Below are 18890 nucleotides of genomic sequence, written 5' to 3'. Positions count from 1 at the left end.
CGGTGCGGGTGGCCAACCACGCGGGGTATGCCGGGGGGTGCCTAACCGCGTGGCGCCGGTGGCTGGACCGAGTTGCGGACCACGACATGGGTGCCCAGCACCAGATGGTCGCCGTCGGCGCTCTTGCGGCCGCCCGAACCACCCTCGCGCCGGTCGGCCACGGCCCGCAGCGCGACCCGGCCCATCTCCTCGTACGGCACGTGCACGGTGGTGAGTTGGGGCGTGAGCTGCGAGGCCAGCGGGATGTCGTCGTAGCCGACGATCGACACGTCCTCGGGTACCCGCAGGCCCGCCGAGCGCAGCGCCTGCATGGCGCCCGCGGCGACCACGTCCGTCCCGGCGAGCACCGCGGTGAAGTCCGGCGTCTCGTGCAGGGCCGCCTCGACGGCCTCGTACCCGTGCTCGTAGTCGTACCGGCCGTGCCGCACCAGCCCCGGGTCGAACGGCATCCCGTACGCCTGGAAAGCCCGCTGGGCGCCCCGCAACCGGGCCTGGGCGGTGGTCAGTTCGGCATGACCCGGCAGGACGAGGACGCGGCGATGGCCGGCGGAGAGCAGATGGCTGGCCATCGCGTAGGCGCCGCCCTCGTTGTCGTAGTCGACGGTCGTCGCCGGGACGTCGCCCTCCAGCGGGGGCCGGCCCACCAGGACCAGGTGCGAGCCGGCCGCGTCCAGGGAACGGGCGAAGCGGGCCATGCGCAGCTGGTACTCGTCGTAGTCGTAGGCGCCGCCGAGCAGGATCACGGCGGCCACGCCCTGCTGGCGCATGAGGTTCACCAGCGCCAGTTCCCGCTCGGGGTCGTCGCCGGTCGTGCCGACCAGGGAGAGCCAGCCGCGCAGGGTGGCGGCGCCCTCGACGCCCTTCGCGACATGGGCGAAAGCAGCGCCGGTGATGTTGTTGATGAGGATCGCCACCGTCGGGGTGCCGCCGCCGGCCAGCGAACGAGCATGGGCGTTGGTGACGTAGTCCAGGTCCCGGACCACCTTCATCACCCGGCGGCGCAGTTCCTCCGACACCGGGTAGTTGCCGGACAGCACCCGCGAGACGCTGGCCACGGAGACGCCCGCGCGCTCCGCGACATCACGGATGGTCGCCCGGCCGGCGTCACTCGTCGTCGCCTTGCGCTGACTCACCCTTGCGGCTCCTTCATGTAGTGACCCGGTCCGCAGCGGCCCGCTGCGGTCGGTTGGTGCGGTCCGGCCGGGGGTGGGCCGGGGTGGGTGTGGGGTGTCCGGGTGCCGGGTGGTGCCGGGTGGTGCGGTCCGGCCGGTGGAGGTATGGACCCGGACCATGCGCACCGATCCGACGCGAACCGGCCCGCGGAGCCCATGGACCCTTCGGATCCACGGACCCGTCGAGTCAATGGATGCGTTCGAGCCGATGGACCCGCCGAACCGACAACTGCGTTCGAGCCGACGGACCCGTTCGAGCCGATCACACCGGCGGTCGAGGCCACCGGTGCGAAAACCGTATCCCATCGTTACGCCAGGCTGGAGGGCCTGTGGACAACCGTCCGGAGGGCCTGTGGACAACGGGCGCGCGGCCCACCGCCCCCGGGTCACGCCACCCGGGCCAGATCCGTGCGCCGCACCTCGTGGAGCGGCGGTGCGCCCGCCGCCAGGCGCTCGAGTTCCTCGACGACGATGCGGCCGAGCCGCTCCAGTTCGTTGCCGAGCGAGCCGGCGATGTGCGGGGTGAGGAACACGTTGGGCAGGTGGTACAGCGGCGATCCGGCGGGCAGCGGTTCCGGGTCGGTGACGTCCAGCACCGCGTTCAGCCGGCCGGACACGAGCTCGTCGGTGAGCGCCGCGTGGTCGACCAGGGCGCCGCGGGCGGTGTTGACGAGCACGCCGCCGTCCCGGACCAGGGCGAGCCGGTCGCGGTCGAGCATGTGATGGGTCGCGGGGATGTCGGGGGCGTGCAGGCTCACGATGTCGCTGTGTCTGAGCAGGTCCTCCAGCGACAGCGACTCGGCACCGAGGGCGGCTGCCTCGGCGGGGCTCACGTAGGGGTCGTGCAGCAGGACGGTGAGGTCGAACGGCCGTAGCAGCTCCAGCAGCCGGCGGCCCACGCGCGAGGCGCCGATGACGCCGACGCGACGGCCGAGGTTCCCGGTCGCCGCCGTGTCGGCGGGGCCGGGGTAGGTGTGGGTCCGGCGGAAGCGCTCGCGGTGGCCGAAGGTGTCCTTTCCCAGCAGCAGGATCATCGCGAGCGTGTACTCGGCGACCGGCAGGGCGTTGCCCGTCACTGCGCTGGACACCGTGACCCCGCGTTCCCACAGGGCCTCGCCGACCAGGGAACGGACGGAGCCGGCCGCGTGCAGCACGGCGTCGAGCTTCGGGGCGGCCGTGAGAGCACCGGCGTCGAGATGAGGGCAGCCCCAGCCGGTGATCAGCACGTCGGTGGAGGCCAGGGCGGCGGCGCCGGCCGGATCGGCGAAGTCCCGCACCACCAACCCGGGATCGATGTCGGCCGTGCGCCTCAGCCGCTCCATCAGCGGCGGAGGGAAGAGCAGCGGGAGGTGCACCGGGTCCATCGCGAACACGGCCCGCGGCAGCTGAGGGCTGGGCATGACTCTCCTGGAGCAGGGGATGGAAACAGTTTCAGAAAGCGCCTTCTACCGTAGATCCGTCGGGAAGCGATGGTCAATCGCCCGGTTGGTGCGAGCTTTTGAGGGGCCGGGCCACGGTGACTCCGGAGTGGTAGCCACGGTGTGCGTCTGTTTCCGGAAATCGATTACTACTGTTTCGGTGGCGAAGGGGCAGTCCCAGGTGGGCCGTCAGTGGTGCTACGCAGGGACAAAGGCCCTGGCAGCAACCGGTTCCCGACTCATACTCTTTTCGAAAATCGCCCAGGCCCTTGACGTGCCATCCCGGCCGGAAGAAGCTCTGCCCACGCACAACAACCGGTTGCTATGCGTTCCTCTTCGGTCGACTTCCCGACCCCTGACCGGTATTTCGAACGGCAAGAGCAGGAGGTGGTGCGTTCATGCACCCACGTGCTGGTACTTCCCTGGGCCGTGCTGGTGCTTCCCTGAGCCGCCGCCGATTCCTCGCCCTCTCGGCAGCCGGTGCCGCGACCGGCGCGGCGTCACTGAGCGGCTGCGCGATGCGCGTCTCCAGCGGTGTCAGCGGCGACGGCGAGACCGTCACGGTGATGGCCAAGCCCGATGACATCTCCCCGGAGCTGATCCGGCAGGCCCAGAAGGACATCGGCGTCAAGATCGTCACGGTGCGGTACGACATCACCAAACTCATCGGCATGATGACCAACGGCGCCCCGCCCGACCTGGTGCGCGGCGTCGGCGCCACCGACGCGCCCTACTTCGCGGCACGCGACGTGATGGAGGACCTGGACCCCTACTTCGCCCGCAGCGGCGTCCTCACCTCCAGCGACCTCGACCCGGTCAACGACCTGTGGCGCTACGACGGCCGGACCCAGGGCAAGGGCCCCCGCTACGGCATGGCGAAGGACTTCTCGCAGGACTCCATGTTCTGGTACAACACCGCCCTCTTCGACACGGCGGGCGTCGACTACCCGCCGGAGACCGAGCCGGTCACCTACGAGGAGTGGCTGGAGAGCGCCGAGCGGCTCACCCGGCGCAGGAACGGCCAGACGATCGTTTTCGGCGGCAGTTACCAGGGCGTGCTCACCCCCAACCTGCTGGCGAGCCTGACCGCGTCCGCCGGAGGCAGTCTCTTCAGCGACGACTTCTCCCGGATCGACTTCACCACCCCCGAGGCCCGCAAGGCCCTGGCTTGGTACGTCGAGTACGGCCGGAGCAGGGTCGGGCCGAGCATCGTCCAGCCCGACCCCAACGCCTGGGACGGCCCCACCTACCAGGCGCACCGGATGGCCATGTCCAACTCGGGCTACTGGCTCGGCGGCCTGATCAACACCGACAAGAAGCTGGCGCCCCTCTCGCGCCTCGCCCCGGCCCCGCTCTTCGCGGGCGGCCGCCGGGTCAGCCCCTGCCAGGCGGGCACCGGGTTCTGGATGCCGAAGAGGGCGCGGAACAAGGACGCCGCCTGGCGGGTCTTCGAATGGTTCTTCGGCGAGGGGCCGGCCAAGGCCCGCGCCTCCGGCGGCTGGGGCATCCCCACCCTGAAGTCCCTGCGCTCGCTGATGCCCGCCCAGGAGGACTACCAGAAGCGGGTGCTGAAGGTGCAGAACGCCGAGCTGAAGCACTTCTCGGTGATCGCCTTCACGCCCTACGCCTCGGCGGACTCGCTCTACGCCCTCTTCAACCAGGAGGCACCGGCCGCGATGAACGGCCACCTGTCCGTAGACACCCTCGCGGGCCGCCTGAACTCCGTCATGAACGAGCAGCTGAAGCGCGGTAAGGAGCAGGTGGGATGACGGTCGACCAGATATCCGTCACGGGCAGGCCCGGAACGGACGCGAGCACCGCCCGCACGACACCGGCCGCACGGCCCCGGATCTCCATGACCGGCCGCAGGCATCGCGCTTTCTACCTGTTCACTGCGCCGTGGATCACCGGCTTCCTGCTGCTGACCGTCGTGCCGATGGCGTACGCGCTGTGGCTGAGCTTCACCACGTACGACGGCATCTCGCCGCACTGGCGCTATGTCGGCCTCGGTAACTACAGCGAGCTGTTCTCCGATCCGCAGACCTGGAAGTCCCTGGGCCGTACGGGCCTGTTCGCGATCACCTCGGTGCCGTTGTCGATCCTCGCGGGGCTCGGACTGGCCGTCCTGGTCAACCGGCCGATCAAAGCGCGCGGGCTGTTCCGCACCCTGCTCTATCTGCCGGCTGTGGTGCCGCCGGTCGGCGCCGGCCTCACCTTCAAGGCGCTCTTCGACCAGAACTCCGGTGCCGCGAACGGTGCCCTCACCCTCTTCGGCTTCGACGCGCTCGGCTGGCTCGCCGACCCCTACGCCCGCTACGTGCTGCTGATGAGCGTGTTGTGGGCCGCCGGAAACGTCATGATCATCTCGCTGGCAGGGCTTCAGGACGTGCCTCGCGAACTGCACGAGGCCGCCCGGATCGACGGGGCGAGCGCCTGGCGGACCTTTCGCAGCATCACCGTGCCGCTGCTGTCGCCGGTGCTGCTCTTCCAGACGGTCACCGGTGTGATCGCGTCCGTGCAGACCATCATGCCGCTGCTGCTGACCCCGGACGGCACCACCGCGGGCGTCACCGCGCTGCCGCAGTCCAACTACCTCTACATGATGCACGTGTTCTCGCAGTACTTCGCGCTCGGCCGCTACGGCTACGCGTCCGCACTGCTGTGGGTGCTCTTCGTCCTGATCCTCATCGCCACCGGGCTCATCTTCAGGTTCACGTCCGGCGTGGTGTTCTACAACGTCGACCCGGAGGCGAAGAAGTGACCGCCACCAGAGTGACCCCCGAGCCCGCGCCCCGGGTGCGGATACGCGTCGACCGGCTGGTCCTCTACACGGTCCTCGTCGCCGTCACCGGCCTGTTCATCGGCCCCTTCGGCTGGCTGGTCCTCAGCGGCCTGAAGACCCCGGCGGAACTGGCCGCCTCACCCGTGCACTGGCTGCCCGCCCACGTCCAGTGGCACAACTTCGCGGACGCCTTCAACCTGATCGACTTCCTCGGCTACGCCCGCAACTCCCTGGTCATCGCTCTCATCTACGCCACCCTCGTCACCCTCAGCTCCGCCTGGGTCGGCTTCGGCTTCGCCCGGCTGGAGGCTCCCGGAAAGAAGACGCTGTTCGGCGTCCTCATCGGTTCGATGATGCTGCCGCAGATGATCACGCTGCTGCCGACCTACCTGATCTTCGCGAAGCTCGGCATGGTCGACACATACTGGCCGTGGGTGCTGTGGGGTCTGGCCGCAGCCCCCTATCTCGTCTTCCTCTTCCGTCAGTTCTTCGCCGGACTGCCCCGGGAGCTGGAGGAGGCCGCGATCGTCGACGGCTGCGGTTACGGCACCATTTTCTGGCGGATTTTCCTGCCCCAGTCCTGGCCGGTGCTGTCCGCGAGCTTCGTGATCGCCTTCACCTGGTCCTGGGGCGACTACATCGCCCCCCAGCTGCTGCTCTCCACCGACCGGTCCACCCTCGCGGTGGCGGTCATGTCCACCTACGTCACCTCCGCGGGCACCCCCGTGGCCAATCTCCAGGCCACCGCCTCCGTGATGTACGTCGTGCCGATCCTGCTGATCTTCCTGATCGCCCAGCGCGGCTTCGTCGCCGGGATGTCCACCTCCGGCCTCAAGTAGCCCTGCACTTCACCCTGTTCATTGCTCGCAAGGAGTCGCAGATGTCCCCGTCCCTGTCCCGCCGCAACGCCCTCCAGGCCGCCGGTGCCACCGTCCTCGCCGCCGGGCTCTCCAACCTGACGGCGACCGCCGCCCGGGCCGACGAGGCCGCCGTCGCCCCGAAGCTGGTGGCCTACCCCCGCCCGTCCGCCATGCCGACCAACACCAGCTTCAAGGTGCGGGTGCGCACCGCCCCCGACGGCGAGTGGCAGACGCTGGACATCTGGCGGCCCCAGCTCGGGGAGATCAACCCGACCACCGGCTCCAGCAAGATCTACAACTCGTCTCTGGCGTACTTCGACTTCCAGGGATCCGTCGAGGTCGAGGTCACCTACCTCAAGGGCGGCACCACCAAGGTCCGGGTGAGACCGGACTCCTACGGCATCAAGCCCGAAGTGGGGGGAGACACCCTGCGCTTCACGCTGGACCGGCCGCGCAACGTCGTCGTGCAGATCAACGACGACATCTTCGACTGTCTCCACCTGTTCGCCCGCGCGATCGAGAAGAAGAGGCCCGCGCAGGACGACCCGAACGTCCTCTACTACGGGCCGGGCGTCCACACCACCGCCGACGGCTATCTGAACGTCCCCTCGGGCAAGACCGTGTACCTCGACGGCGGCGCCGTCCTCAAGGCGACGGTCGTCTTCCGCAACGTGGAGCACGCGGGGATCGCCGGCCGTGGTGTGCTCGCCGGGACCGCGGCCGGCGGCGCCCTCGTCGAGAGCTCGCGGAACATCTCCATCGGCGCCGTCACCGTGCTCAACCCGAACGGCTACGCCGTCCAGCTCGGCGAGGCCACCGGCGTCACCATCAAGGGCCTCGGCTCCTTCAGCTCCAAGGGCTGGGGCGACGGCATCGACGTCTTCTGCTCCAGCAACGTCGTCATCGACGGCGTCTTCATGCGCAACTCCGACGACTGCATCGCCATCTACACCCACCGCTGGGAGTACTACGGCGACACCACGAACATCACCGTCCGCAACTCCACCCTGTGGGCGGACGTCGCGCACCCCATCAACGTCGGGACGCACGGCAACAGCGACAACCCCGAGGTGCTGAAGAACCTCACCTTCAAGAACCTCGACATCTGCGACCACCGCGAGCCCCAGATGGGCTACCAGGGCTGCATCGCCCTCAACCCGGGCGACAGCAACCTCATCAAGAACGTCAAGGTGGACGACGTCCGCGTCGAGGACTTCCGCTGGGGCCAGCTCATCCACATGCGGGTCATGTACAACACGAAGTACAACACCTCGGTCGGCCGCGGCATCCAGGGCGTCTACGTCAAGGACCTCTCCTACACGGGCAAGCCGCTCGCCACCTGCCTGCTGCTCGGCTATGACGCCAAGCACGCCATCAAGGACGTCACGTTCGAGAACCTCGTGGTCAACGGCACGGTCATCGCCGACTCGATGAAGAAGCCGACCTGGTACCTCACCACCGACACCATCCCGATGCACGCCAACGAGCACGTGCTGAACCTGAAGTTCCTCACCACCGCCGAGGCGGCCGCCGCGTCATGAGCACCGACCCCACGCACACGCACCCCGTGAGCACCAGCCTCATGAGACCCACCGCACCGAGCCGCCGCGGCTTCCTGGGCGGTGCCGCAGCCCTGCTGCTGGCGTCGGGCGCGAGCGGACTGCTCGTCCCCGGCACGGCCCGGGCCGTCGGCCGGGACGTCACGGCACCACGCGCCTTCACGCACCCCGGCCTGCTGCACAGCGCCGCCGACCTGGCCCGGATGAAGGCCGCCGTCGCCGCCAAGGAAACCCCGATCTACGACGGCTACCTCGCCCTGGCCGCCCACGCGCGCTCGAAGGCGACGTACACCGTCCAGAACACCGGCCAGATCACCACCTGGGGCCGCGGCCCCACCAACTTCCAGAACCAGGCCGTCGCCGACTCGGCCGCCGCCTACCAGACCGCGCTCATGTGGTGCATCACCGGCGAGCGCGTCTACGCGGACAAGTCCCGGGACATCCTCAACGCCTGGTCCGTCTCCCTCACCGCCATCACCGGAGCGGACGGGCCACTCGGCGCCGGACTGCAGGCCTTCAAGTTCGTCAACGCGGCCGAGTTGCTCCAGTACACCGGTTACGACGGCTGGGCGAAGGAGGACGTCGCGCGCTGCAAGGAATCGTTTCTGCGCGTCTGGTATCCCGCCATCTCCGGCTACATGCTCTACGCCAACGGCAACTGGGACCTGACCTCCGTCCAGACGATCCTCGCCATCGGCGTGTTCTGCGAGGAGCCCACCCTTTTCGAGGACGCGCTGCGCTTCGCCGCCGCCGGGGCCGGCAACGGCAGCGTCCCGCACCGCATCGTCACGGACGCCGGACAGGGGCAGGAGTCCGGGCGCGACCAGGGCCACGAGCAACTCGCGGTCGGCCTGCTCACGGACGCCGCGCAGGTCGCCTGGAACCAGGGCGTCGACCTGTACGCCTTCGACGGAAACCGGCTGCTGAAGAACATCGAGTACGCCGCCCGCTACAACCTCGGCGGCGACGTCCCCTTCGTGCCCGACCTGGACCGCACCGGCAAGTACATCAAGACGTACGTCTCGGCGGTCGGGCGCGGCACGCTGCCCCCGATCTACGAGATGGCGTACGCGCACTACGCGGGCGTGCGCGGCCTGGAAGCGCCGTACACCAAGGCGGCCGTCTTCCGCGGCAGCGGCGGCGCCCGCGTCGTGGAGGGCAGCAACGACGACCTGCCCAGCTGGGGCACCCTCACCTTCGCCGGTACGAGGGCCCCGTCGCCGTCCGTGCCCACGGCTCCGGCCGGCGTCACGGCGGTCGGCGGCGACAGGTCCGTCACGCTGGCCTGGCTGCCCTCGGCATGGGCCGATTCGTACACCGTCCTGCGGGCCGCCGGCGCCGACGGGCCGTACGAGAAGCTCGCGACCGGTGTCACCGAGCCGACGTACACCGACGACCGGGCCCGCTCCGGACGCACGTCCTACTACACGGTCGTAGCGAGCAACTCCCATGGCAAGAGCGAAAGTTCCGCCTGGGCGGCTGCGGTCCCGGGGCTTCCCGGCCCCTGGTCCACCCGGGACGTCGGTGACGTGAAGATCCCAGGCTCGGCCCTCTTCGACGGGGAGCGGTTCGTGCTGGAGGCGTCCGGCACTGCCGACACCCAGCGGCTGGTGCACCTGCCCCTGCGCGGCGACGGCACGGTCACGGCCCGGATCGTGTGGCCGCTCAGCTCCCAGTACTCCAAGATCGGTGTCACCGTGCGGGCCGCCCTGGACGCGGACGCCGCCCATGCGGCCATGCTGATCCAGGGTCTGCCGCCGCACACCTGGAGCGGGGTGTGGAGCGTACGGGCGAAGACCGGGGGAGCGGTCCGGGGCACCGGCAGCACCCCCGTGCCGCCGTCGCAGCAGCAGACCCTCACCACCGGCGCCGCCTTCCCGATCTCCTCCCTCGGCGGCCTCCCCGAATCGGCGACCCCGCTTCAGGCCCCGTACGTCGAGGGCGCGGGCGACGGTTACCGGCTGCGCATGCCCTACTGGGTCCGGGTGACCCGCCGGGGCGACCGCTGCACCGGGGCCATCTCCCCGGACGGCGTCCGCTGGACCGAAGTCGGCACCAGCAAGGTCGAGTTGGGAAGGACGGCCCACGTCGGTCTCACTCTCACCTCCTGCCTCGGCGTCGACGAGGACTACGCCGAGACCGGCACCGGCGCCTTCGACAACGTCAGCGTCATCTCCCGCACGGGCGGCGACATCTGGTCCGTGCCGCGCCCGGCCCGGGCCGCGACCGACCTGCGGGCCACTCAGGGCGCCGACGCCGTCGAGCTGGCCTGGACCGACCCGGACCTGTCGGCCCGCTACACGGTGCTGCGCTCCACCTCCGCGAAGGGGCCGTTCGCGACCCTCGCGACCGGCATCGGACCCGTGGGCTTCGGCACCCGCATCCGCTACGCCGACGCGACGGGCAGGCCCGGTACGACGTACCACTACGCCGTGGCGAAGACGAGCTGCGCCGGACGCGGCCCGCGGTCGGCTCCGGCGAAGGCGGCCATGCCGACGCCCGGCACGCCGCAACTCACCTCGCCCACCCTGGCGTTCGCGAACAGGGGCGCCCCCTTCCAGCACCTCCTGCGCGCCACGCACCAGCCCGTCCGCTTCACCGCCAAGGGGCTGCCCGACGGACTGCGCCTCGACCGGCGCACCGGCCTGATCTCCGGAAAACCCACCCGCACCGGCGAGTTCACCGTCACCACCACCGCGGGCAACGCCGCCGGAGACGCCACCGCCACGCTCACCCTCACGGTCGGCACCCCGCCGCCCGCGCCCTGGAGCCACGGCGACCTGGGCGACGTCATCCTCGACGACCGCGCCCACGGCACCCTCGGCGTGGTCGCCGTCCAGACCCCCGGCAGCACCGCCCACGCGGACGGGACCTTCGTGGTGCGGGGCGCCGGGACCGACCTCACCGTCAACAACCAGGGCATGACGGGTCAGTTCGTACGACGGCCCGTCAGCGGCGACTGCGAGGTCACCGCCCGCATGGTCTCCCGCGCCGGAGCCACCGGCGACCGGGTCGGCCTGCTCATGGCCAAGTCCCTGTCGCCGTTCGACCAGGCGGCCGGGGCGATCGTCACCGGCGGCACGGGCGCCCAGCTGATGCTGCGCCCGACCGTCGCCGGAAAGTCCACGTTCACCGGCAACGCGGCGGTCACCGCCCCCTGCCTGCTGCGGCTGAAGCGCACCGGGACGCACTTCACCGCATCCGCCTCGACCGACGACGGCGCCACCTGGACCCCCCTCGCCGAGGGAGACATCCCCGGCTTTGGTGACGCCCCCTATTACGTGGGCCTCGTGGTCTGCTCCCGCGACCCCCTGGCCCGCAGCACCACCGAGTTCGACGAGGTGAGCATCACCCCCGTGTAGTCCTCCACCGATGGGAGACCCCACCCATGAGCCGCACTTCCCCCCACACGCACCACGAGGGCGGCCAGGTGAGCCGCCGCGGTCTGCTCAAGACCGCCGGCGGCCTCACCGCGGCCCTCGCCCTCGGCGCCACGGCCACGGCCACCACGGCCGGTGCCGCACCTGCCACCTTCACCCACCCCGGCATGCTCCACAACGCCGGCGACATCAACCGCGCCAAGGTCAGGGTCGCCGCGGGCGACGACCCCTGGCTGTCCGGCTGGAACAAGCTGACCGCCAACTCCCACTCCCAGTCCACCTGGACACCCCGTGCCACGGCGACGATCATCCGCGGCGGCACCGGGGAGAACTACCCGCAGCTCTACAACGACATCGCGGCCGGCTACCAGAACGCGCTGCGCTGGCGGGTGGGCGGCACCGAGGTCAACGCCCAGTGCGCCGCCACCATCCTCAACGCCTGGTCACGCACCCTCACCACGGTCACCGGCAACGCCGACCGGTTCCTCGCCGCCGGCCTCTACGGCTGGCAGTTCGCGAACGCCTGCGAACTCATGCGGGGCTACCCCGGGTTCGACCTCGCCGCCGCCCAGGAGATGCTGGTCAGAGTCTTCTACCCGCTCAACAACCAGTTCCTCACCGGCCACAACGATGCCTGCATCACCAACTACTGGGCCAACTGGGACCTGTGCAACATGGCCTCGGTCATGGCCATCGGGATCCTCACCGACAACGCCGCCAAGTACGACCAGGCCGTCACCTACTTCAAGTCCGGTGCGGGAAACGGTTCCATCCAGCACGCCGTCCCGTTCCTGTACAGCAACGTCGAGGGCTACGACCTCGGGCAGTGGCAGGAGTCCGGCCGCGACCAGGGCCACACCGTCATGGGCATGGGCCAGATGGGCGCCCTCTGCGAGATGGCCTGGAACCAGGGCGACGACCTCTACTCGTACGACGGCCGCCGCTTCATGAAGGCCGCCCAGTACGTCGCCAAGTACAACCTGAACATGAACGTGCCGTTCACCACCTACACCTGGGGCACCGGCCAGAACTGCGCCCAGCAGTCGCAGACCGTGCCCGGCGCCACCTCCCGCGGCCAGGTACGCCCGGTGTGGGCGATGCTCCACTACCACTACGGGCGTCGGCTGCTCCTCGACGACAAGTACATCTCCCAGATGTGCTTCTCCGTCGCCCCCGAGGGCGGAGGAGGTGACTACGGCACCACCAGCGGCGGATTCGACCAGCTCGGGTTCGGCACGCTGATGTACGCGAAGTAACCGTGTACGTCGGGTAACTGAACACGGCGCGTGACTGTGCACGCAACGTAACCGCGTACCCCGAACGGCCCTCACATCCGCTCGTGCGCCGGAATACCGGAACACAATGAGTTGCTCTGATCTTCACGGTGCACGAGCGCGGTGAGGAGGCTGGTGGACGCATGACGGCAGACCAGGCAGACCCCGTGGTGAGCACGCCCCATGGTGCCCTCCGGGGCCGGTACGAGCGCGGTGTCGCGGTCTTCCGCGGCATCCCGTACGCGGCCCGGCCCTTCGGCCCCCGCCGCTTCCGCCCGCCCGTGCCCCTGCCGCCCTGGGACGGCGTCCGCGACGCCGGCACCTTCGGCCCCACCCCGCCGAAACCGCCGTACTCCGACGCCTTCGCCCACTACCTGTCCGACCCGGTCGTGCCCGGTGACGACTGCCTCAACCTCAACGTCTGGACCCCGCAGCCCGGCCCCGGAGCCCGTCTCCCCGTCCTCGTCTGGCTCCACGGCGGCGCCCTGACCAGGGGCTCTTCGGCCGTACCCGTGTACGACGGGCATGCCTTCGCCCGCGACGGCGTGGTCTGTGTATCCATCAACTACCGGTTGGGCGTCGAGGGCTACGGACTGTTCCCGGACACGCCCCCGAACCCCGGCCTGCGCGACCAGATCGCCGCCCTGACCTGGGTCCACGAGTCGATCGAGGCCTTCGGCGGCGACCCCGGCCGCATCACCCTCTTCGGCCAGTCCGCCGGGGCGATCAGCGTCGGCGCCCTCATCGCCGCACCGCAGACCCAGGGGCTGGTCCGCCGGGCCGTCCTGCAGAGCGGGCCGCCCGAGGCGTCCGAGCGGGCCAAGGTACGGCGCATGGTCCGCCGGATGGCCTCCCGGCTGAAGATCCCGGCCACCGCCGAGGCCTTCGCCGCCGTCGACCGCGACCTGCTGCTGCGCACCCAGGCCGAGGTCGGCAAGCTGAGCAGCCCGGTGGTCGGCGGTCCCGCGTTCGGCCTCGTCATCGACGGCGACGTCGTCCCCCGCGACCCGCTGGAGGCCCTCACGGACGGCGGCGCGGCCCCCGGCGTCGAACTGCTGCTGGGCTGGACCCGCGACGAGTACCGGCTCTGGCTGGTGCCGGGCGGACTACTGGAGCGCGTCGACCGCCTCGGAGCCGTCGCCCTCGCGGGAGCCATGGCCCGCTGCCACTGCGGCAGCGAGGTCCCGCGCGGCTACCGCACCCTGCACCCCGAGGCCGGTACCGCGGAGATCGTCGGACAGCTCGTCACCGACCACCTGCTCCGCATCCCCCTGCACCACCTGGCAGACGCCCGCACCGAACCGTCGTACGTCTACGAGTTCGCCTGGCCCTCGAACCTGCCCGACCTCGGCTCCTGCCACGCGCTGGAGCTGGGCTTCGTCTTCGACACCGGAGACGTCGCCGAGTCCCGGAAACTGGCGGGGGAGGGCGCGCCGCAGAAACTGGCGGACGCCATGCACAGGGCCTGGGTGCGGTTCGCCACGGACGGCGACCCGGGCTGGGAACGCTGGGACGACGCGCACCCGGTGCGGGTGTTCGGGGACCGCGCGCCGGACGCCGGGAACGGGGTCGCCTACACCGCCCACGGCCCCCGGGACCGCGAACTCGCCCTCTGGAAGGCCGACGCCCTCATGCCTCCGGACCCCGCACCCACGGTGGTCCCGGCCGACGTCTCGCCCACCCGCAGCGCCGAACTGCGGTCAGCCGTACGGCGACTCCGCCGCTCCGGCGCCCTGCGACGCCACTGACGGGACACGCACCGGTGGGGCCGCCGGGGTCGCACCAACGAGCTCGTGCACGGTAGGCGGTGAGACGTCGCGAGCTTCGGTGCGGCCCGGATTCACGTCTGCCGTGTCGGCTTCAGGTCCACGGTCTGCTGGTGGGACAGCAAGCCGGCGATTGCTTGGATGGTGTCGCTCATATGCTCGCGGCGGCCGAGGTGGCGGGCCAGGGCCCGCCAGTTCTTCAGATGGGCGATGCCGTGCTCGATCCGGATACGGCGTGTGGAGTGTGCCTTGCGCTGGCGCTCGTACATCTCCTTGTACCAGTCGGGGGCGTTCTTCTTGAACTTGCGGTGCGGTGGTGTCATCACCCGGCCGCCGGTCTGGGCGCCCAGGCCCTGGTAGCCGGCATCGGCGAGGATCTCGACTGCGGGCCCGTCGGCCAGGAGCCTGACCAGCCCTAACTGGCGGGCTTGGGTGATATCCGCGCAGCTTGCGGGCCGTGCTGGGCTGCACCACAGCACGCGGCCTTCGCCGTCCGTGACGACCATGGACTTGACGGCGTTCTGCTTGTTCTTGCCGGAGATGAACGTGTCCCGGTCCCTGCGTCCGGCGGCCGGGCGGCGAACCCGGATCTCGGTGCCGTCGACGATGCCGGTCGTTCCGCTCGGGCCGAGATGCTCGACGACCTCGGCCAGAGACCGCAGCCGCACGTCGGGGCTGACGGTGCATCCTCGCTCGGCGAGCAGGGGCCGCACCTCACCGACGGCCCGGGTGATGGTGGAGCGGTCCACTCCGAACCAGCAGGCCAGCACGTCATGGGTGACCCCGTGACGAAGATGGACGAGCGTGGCCAGGAGCCGGTCGACGAACACCAGCCGGTGCTTCGCGCCGGCGCCCACAGCCCGCTTCCGCGGTCGAGCGGCAAGCCTCGCTTGGTGACGCTCCTGCCACAACGGGCCGATCTCCTCGACGACTTCAGCAATCACTCCGGCAGTCAGGCCCGTGATCCGTCGATTGCTGATGATCACCGCACGAGTCGAGTTCCCCACCACCTGACCATGATCAACCATCCAGGCTCGGCGTCTCACCGCCTACCGTGCACGAGCTCGTTAGGGTCCGTCTTCAAACAGATCTTGCCCAAAGCAGGCACGAGGCCAGGGAGACCGCTGCTTCATAGAGCGACTCTGTCGGGAAGCTTGAGGTTCGGGGTCATTTGCCCTGCCTCCACCACAGAGGCCGGGGCAGTCCTCGTTTGTCGAGGTACTGCTGGAACGCCGTGGGCGGGCGCGGGGGCCGCCATTCGATCGCCGGGCACTGAGACGGCCATGGCCCACCACGGGCCGGGGGTGCTGGACTAGCACTTCCTGGTCGACGGGCGCGGCAGGTTCCGGCGCGCACCGAGCGCGATGGCCGGCCGCCGTCGCGGGTGCGGATCGAGGCCGCCCGCGCCAGTCAACCATTTCCATAACCTATGAATATAAAAATGCTATGCTTCGAGTGTGAGTCGTCAAGACACCGCTCCTGGCGTGTCCGCCGCCATCGGGGAAGCCCTCTACGGCCTGGCCACCAGGGCCGCGAGACGCCTGCCCCGGGACATGAGCCTGACGTCCGCCGCGACCCTGGCCACCCTGGACCGGACCGGCCCGCGGCGCATCACCGATCTGGCCGCGGTCGAGGGCGTCACTCAGCCAGCGATGACCGCCCTGGTCCGGGTGATGGAGGAGTCCGGCCTGGTCGAGCGGCGGGGCGCGTCCGACAAGCGGGTCACGCTGGTGTGCCTGACCGAGGTCGGCGCCTCCTATGTGCGGACGCGGCGCCAGGCGGGCGTCCACGCGTTCGAGCGGTTGATCGGCGAGCTCACCGGCGACGAGGTCGAGGCGCTGGTGGCAGCCCTTCCGGCGCTGAAGCATCTGGCAGAGCTCGAAAGCCAGGACCGCGAAGGGCCGAAGCAGTGACCGGGCAGCCGGTCGGCGGGGCCACGGTGAAGGCGTTCCCGGCGGCGCGTTCCGAGGCGCGGCTGCTGGTCCCCGCCCTGATGTTCATCGCTCTGGTCGTGGCGGCGGTCGCCAGCCTCGGAGCGCCGCTCATCACCAGCGTGGCGACCTCGTTCCACGTCTCGCTCGGCAGCGCGCAGTGGACGCTGACCGTCGCGCTGCTCAGCGGCGCCGTCGCCACGCCGGTCCTGGGCCGGCTCGGAGCCGGCCCGCACCGGCGGGCCACGATCCTCGCCACGCTGGCGGTCGTGGTCGCCGGCAGCGCGCTCACCGTGCTGCCGCTGCCGTTCGCGTGGCTGCTGGCCGGCAGGGCGGCCCAGGGCGTCGGGCTCGGGCTGACGGCGCTGATGATGGGCGTGGCCAGGGACCACCTCCCCGAGGAGCGCAGCGCGGCCGTGATCGCCCTGATCTCGGTGGTCTCGATCATCGGGGCCGGCGTCGGCTACCCGCTGGCCGCACTGCTCGCCGAGTTCGGCGGGGTACGGGCCGCCTACGGCCTCGGCCTGGTCGTCACCGCCGCCGCCCTCCTGACCGCGTGGCGCTCCATGCCCGAAGCCCCCGAAGGCCGCTCCGCCCACGTGGACGTGGCAGGCGCGGTCGTCCTGGCCGCTGCGCTGCTCCTGGTGCTGTTCCTCGCCGGCGAACGGAATCTGTGGAGCCGGCACCTCGCCGTGGCGGCGGGCCTCGCCGTCGTCGCGGTGGTGCTGCTCTGCGTCTGCGCCGTCATCGAGCTGCGCAGCACGACGCCCCTGGTCGATGTGCGGGCGGTGCGGCACCCGGCGGTCGCCGGGGCGAACCTCGCCATGTTCGTCGGCGGGATCGGCATGTACCTCCTGCTCACGCTCATCACCCGGTACGCGCAGACGCCGCATGGCGCCGGCTACGGCTTCGGGCTGACGACCTTCGTCGCCGGGCTGGTCCTCATCCCGTTCTCGGTGCTGGGGTTCATCGCCGGCAAGCTCACGCCGCGGGTCCGGACGCGGATCACCGACCCCCTGCTCCTGGCCGGCAGCGCCGTCGTGGTCGGCGGCGGGTTCGCCCTGTTCGCGGCGGCCCGGTCGGACCTGGCCGAACTCTTCGTGGCGATGGGCGTGCTCGGCTTCGGCGTCGGTGGCTTCTCGGCCGCGATGCCCGGCGTCATCCTGGCCGTCACCCCCAAGAGCGAGACGTCGAGCGCCATGAGCTTCAACTACGTCGTCCGCAGCGTCGGATACTCCCTGGGCAGCGCCATCGGCGGCCTGATCCTCGCCGCGGGCACCGACCCCGGCCACCTCTTCCCCGACGACAACGCCTACACCACCGCGGCGCTGGTCGGCATCGGCGCCATGGCGATCACGACGCTGACAAGCCTCGCTCTCGCGCGCCGACGCCCGTCCGAGACCAACCCGTAAGAGCTCGCGCAGATAGGTGGTATGGCGAGCTCTGCAGCAAGGCGGGCACCGGTCCCGATGAACATAGAGTCGCGACACTCTGTGACCACTGGAGAGACTGTGCCCGCCCTGCCGTCACGGCCGTCAGTCCGCCGCCTTGGGCCGCCAACCGGAGGCCCAATCATCGAGCTGGGCGAGGGATTCTCGAAGGGTCCTGCCCTGTTCAGTGAGCAGGTACCCCTCTCCGGCGTTCTCGACGAGGTCGGCCTGTCCAAGCTCGCGAAGCCTGTCTGCCAGGACGCTTGATGAGACGCCGCCGCATCGTTGCTGGAGCTGGCGGAAGGTCGGAGATGAGCCGTCTCGCAGCTCCCATAGGACCCGCAGCGCCCAGCGTCGGCCCAAGAGGTCCAGGAGCGCCATGATCGGGCGCCCCGTGTGCGAGCCGCGGACCCGGCGGCCTGGTAGTGGTGTTGGTCCTGTCATCTGCTTCCCTTTCCGAAGCGTCAATGTTAGCGTCTCGCTATGCCTCTGAAATCGAAGCAATCGCCGCATTGAACCGCTCTCGTCGCCCCATGGCGAGGGAGTCAGCGAGGCCCTTGAGCTCCTCGATCATTCACCCATCCGGCTGTTCCGGGTGTGGGCCCGCCGGCCCGAGCTCGCCCGCTCCATCGCGGGCTGGGGAAGTTACTACTTCTCTCGGCGCTCCGCTCGTGGGCCGTGCACGTCGCGTGCTTCGCCGAGAAGGCGGGACTCGACGCGGCGCAGCTCGCGTCCCTCGCGGATGGAAGGCCGACGGACGACTGCTGGCACACCACCGATCGTGCCGTGCTCGAAGCGGTCGACGAGCTCCATGCGACCTTTGACTTATCCGACGGCACCTGGGCGAACCTGGTCGCTGTCGCCGATGAAGATGCCGCACTCGATCTGGTCTTGGTCTGCGGTTGGCGCCACGCCATTTCGTTCGCCGTCAGGGTGCTCCGCCTGCCCCTTGAGCCCGGCACCGAGCCGATCTCCGCACATTTATCTAAGTCAGATGCACTCATCCCAACACTGGAGGTTCCCATGCCCAAGGGCTACTGGGTCAGCGTCTACCGCACCATTTCCGACCCTGAGAAGCTGGCTGCTTACAACAAGCTGGCCCGTCTGGCCGTCGAGCCCTGGGGTGGCCGGACCCTCGTCCGTGGCGGTCGGGTCGTGGCGTATGACGCCGGAATCGCCGAGCGCACCGTCCTGGTCGAGTTCGACAGCATCGAGCAGGCCGTCGCGGCGCGCGAGAGTCCGGCCTACCAGGAGGCGCTGGTCGCCCTCTCCGACGGCGTCGAGCGCGACTTCCGCATCGTCGAAGGCATCGACTGAC

The 18890-nt window shown here is 70.2% G+C and carries 14 protein-coding genes; 10 read left to right on the top strand and 4 right to left on the bottom strand.

Going from position 1 to position 18890, the window contains the following annotated elements:
• Window positions 1–41: 41 nt before the first annotated feature.
• Complete coding sequence (locus IE153_RS17810; protein WP_189590665.1) at window positions 42–1133, bottom strand: LacI family DNA-binding transcriptional regulator; 1092 nt, start codon at window positions 1131–1133, stop codon at window positions 42–44.
• A gap of 425 nt (window positions 1134–1558) precedes the next feature.
• The gene (locus tag IE153_RS17805; protein ID WP_189590664.1) at window positions 1559–2572 is read right to left on the bottom strand and encodes a hydroxyacid dehydrogenase; all 1014 of its coding nucleotides are present in this window, start codon (window positions 2570–2572) and stop codon (window positions 1559–1561) included.
• 416 nt (window positions 2573–2988) lie between these two features.
• Here IE153_RS17805 and IE153_RS17800 point away from each other — a divergent pair, with 416 nt between their 5' ends.
• The 7 genes from IE153_RS17800 to IE153_RS17770 all read left to right on the top strand — a co-directional run bounded on the left by IE153_RS17800 (window position 2989) and on the right by IE153_RS17770 (window position 14193).
• On the top strand, window positions 2989–4359 hold the full coding sequence (locus tag IE153_RS17800; RefSeq protein WP_189590663.1) for an extracellular solute-binding protein: 1371 nt from the start codon (window positions 2989–2991) through the stop codon (window positions 4357–4359).
• A complete protein-coding gene (locus IE153_RS17795; RefSeq protein WP_189590662.1) occupies window positions 4356–5351 on the top strand; it encodes a carbohydrate ABC transporter permease in 996 nt (331 codons plus the stop codon). The genes IE153_RS17800 and IE153_RS17795 overlap by 4 nt, the downstream gene beginning before the upstream one ends.
• Window positions 5348–6211, top strand: a complete 864-nt coding sequence (locus tag IE153_RS17790) for a carbohydrate ABC transporter permease (protein WP_189590661.1) — start codon at window positions 5348–5350, stop codon at window positions 6209–6211. Before IE153_RS17795 ends, IE153_RS17790 begins: the two co-directional genes overlap by 4 nt.
• A 41-nt stretch (window positions 6212–6252) precedes the next feature.
• Window positions 6253–7773: a glycosyl hydrolase family 28 protein gene (locus tag IE153_RS17785; protein WP_189590660.1), complete on the top strand. Its 1521-nt coding sequence runs from the start codon at window positions 6253–6255 to the stop codon at window positions 7771–7773.
• A 41-nt stretch (window positions 7774–7814) separates the two neighbouring features.
• Window positions 7815–11153, top strand: coding sequence for an alginate lyase family protein (locus IE153_RS17780; protein ID WP_189590659.1), 3339 nt, complete (start codon window positions 7815–7817; stop codon window positions 11151–11153).
• A gap of 26 nt (window positions 11154–11179) precedes the next feature.
• Window positions 11180–12427 (top strand): alginate lyase family protein, encoded by a 1248-nt coding sequence (locus IE153_RS17775; protein WP_189590658.1) that lies wholly within the window; start codon window positions 11180–11182, stop codon window positions 12425–12427.
• 161 nt (window positions 12428–12588) lie between these two features.
• A complete protein-coding gene (locus IE153_RS17770) occupies window positions 12589–14193 on the top strand; it encodes a carboxylesterase/lipase family protein (protein WP_189590657.1) in 1605 nt (534 codons plus the stop codon).
• A gap of 92 nt (window positions 14194–14285) precedes the next feature.
• Here IE153_RS17770 and IE153_RS17765 read toward each other — a convergent pair whose 3' ends face one another.
• Window positions 14286–15068, bottom strand: coding sequence for a transposase family protein (locus IE153_RS17765; RefSeq protein WP_229829034.1), 783 nt, complete (start codon window positions 15066–15068; stop codon window positions 14286–14288).
• 696 nt (window positions 15069–15764) lie between these two features.
• On the opposite strand from IE153_RS17765, the gene IE153_RS17760 reads away from it, so the two are divergent.
• Both IE153_RS17760 and IE153_RS17755 read left to right on the top strand, forming a co-directional pair.
• A complete protein-coding gene (locus tag IE153_RS17760) occupies window positions 15765–16124 on the top strand; it encodes a MarR family winged helix-turn-helix transcriptional regulator (protein WP_189590834.1) in 360 nt (119 codons plus the stop codon).
• Complete coding sequence (locus IE153_RS17755; RefSeq protein ID WP_189590655.1) at window positions 16121–17554, top strand: MFS transporter; 1434 nt, start codon at window positions 16121–16123, stop codon at window positions 17552–17554. Before IE153_RS17760 ends, IE153_RS17755 begins: the two co-directional genes overlap by 4 nt.
• Window positions 17555–17677: 123 nt before the next feature.
• On the opposite strand, the gene IE153_RS17750 is transcribed toward IE153_RS17755, so the two are convergent.
• Window positions 17678–17953 carry a winged helix-turn-helix transcriptional regulator gene (locus IE153_RS17750; protein ID WP_268251812.1) on the bottom strand — a complete coding sequence of 92 codons (276 nt, stop codon included), beginning with the start codon at window positions 17951–17953 and terminating at the stop codon, window positions 17678–17680.
• A gap of 642 nt (window positions 17954–18595) precedes the next feature.
• Between IE153_RS17750 and IE153_RS17745 the strand changes: the two genes are divergently transcribed.
• Window positions 18596–18889, top strand: coding sequence for a DUF1330 domain-containing protein (locus IE153_RS17745; RefSeq protein ID WP_189590833.1), 294 nt, complete (start codon window positions 18596–18598; stop codon window positions 18887–18889).
• Window position 18890 lies beyond the last annotated feature (1 nt).

The organism is Streptomyces massasporeus (assembly GCF_014648995.1).
Taxonomy (GTDB): Bacteria; Actinomycetota; Actinomycetes; order Streptomycetales; family Streptomycetaceae; genus Streptomyces; species Streptomyces massasporeus.
The sequence above is the reverse complement of the archived record's forward strand: the minus strand, read 5'-3'. Positions and strand labels throughout refer to the sequence as shown.

Coding starts and splice junctions, on each gene's coding strand:
- IE153_RS17775 (WP_189590658.1), top strand. CDS start 11,180: ATGAGCCGCACTTCCCCCCACACGCACCACGAGGGCGGCCAGGTGAGC.
- IE153_RS17795 (WP_189590662.1), top strand. CDS start 4,356: ATGACGGTCGACCAGATATCCGTCACGGGCAGGCCCGGAACGGACGCG.
- IE153_RS17805 (WP_189590664.1), bottom strand. CDS start 2,572: ATGCCCAGCCCTCAGCTGCCGCGGGCCGTGTTCGCGATGGACCCGGTG.
- IE153_RS17780 (WP_189590659.1), top strand. CDS start 7,815: ATGAGACCCACCGCACCGAGCCGCCGCGGCTTCCTGGGCGGTGCCGCA.
- IE153_RS17800 (WP_189590663.1), top strand. CDS start 2,989: ATGCACCCACGTGCTGGTACTTCCCTGGGCCGTGCTGGTGCTTCCCTG.
- IE153_RS17785 (WP_189590660.1), top strand. CDS start 6,253: ATGTCCCCGTCCCTGTCCCGCCGCAACGCCCTCCAGGCCGCCGGTGCC.
- IE153_RS17770 (WP_189590657.1), top strand. CDS start 12,589: ATGACGGCAGACCAGGCAGACCCCGTGGTGAGCACGCCCCATGGTGCC.
- IE153_RS17750 (WP_268251812.1), bottom strand. CDS start 17,953: ATGGCGCTCCTGGACCTCTTGGGCCGACGCTGGGCGCTGCGGGTCCTA.
- IE153_RS17760 (WP_189590834.1), top strand. CDS start 15,765: ATGAGCCTGACGTCCGCCGCGACCCTGGCCACCCTGGACCGGACCGGC.
- IE153_RS17745 (WP_189590833.1), top strand. CDS start 18,596: ATGCCCAAGGGCTACTGGGTCAGCGTCTACCGCACCATTTCCGACCCT.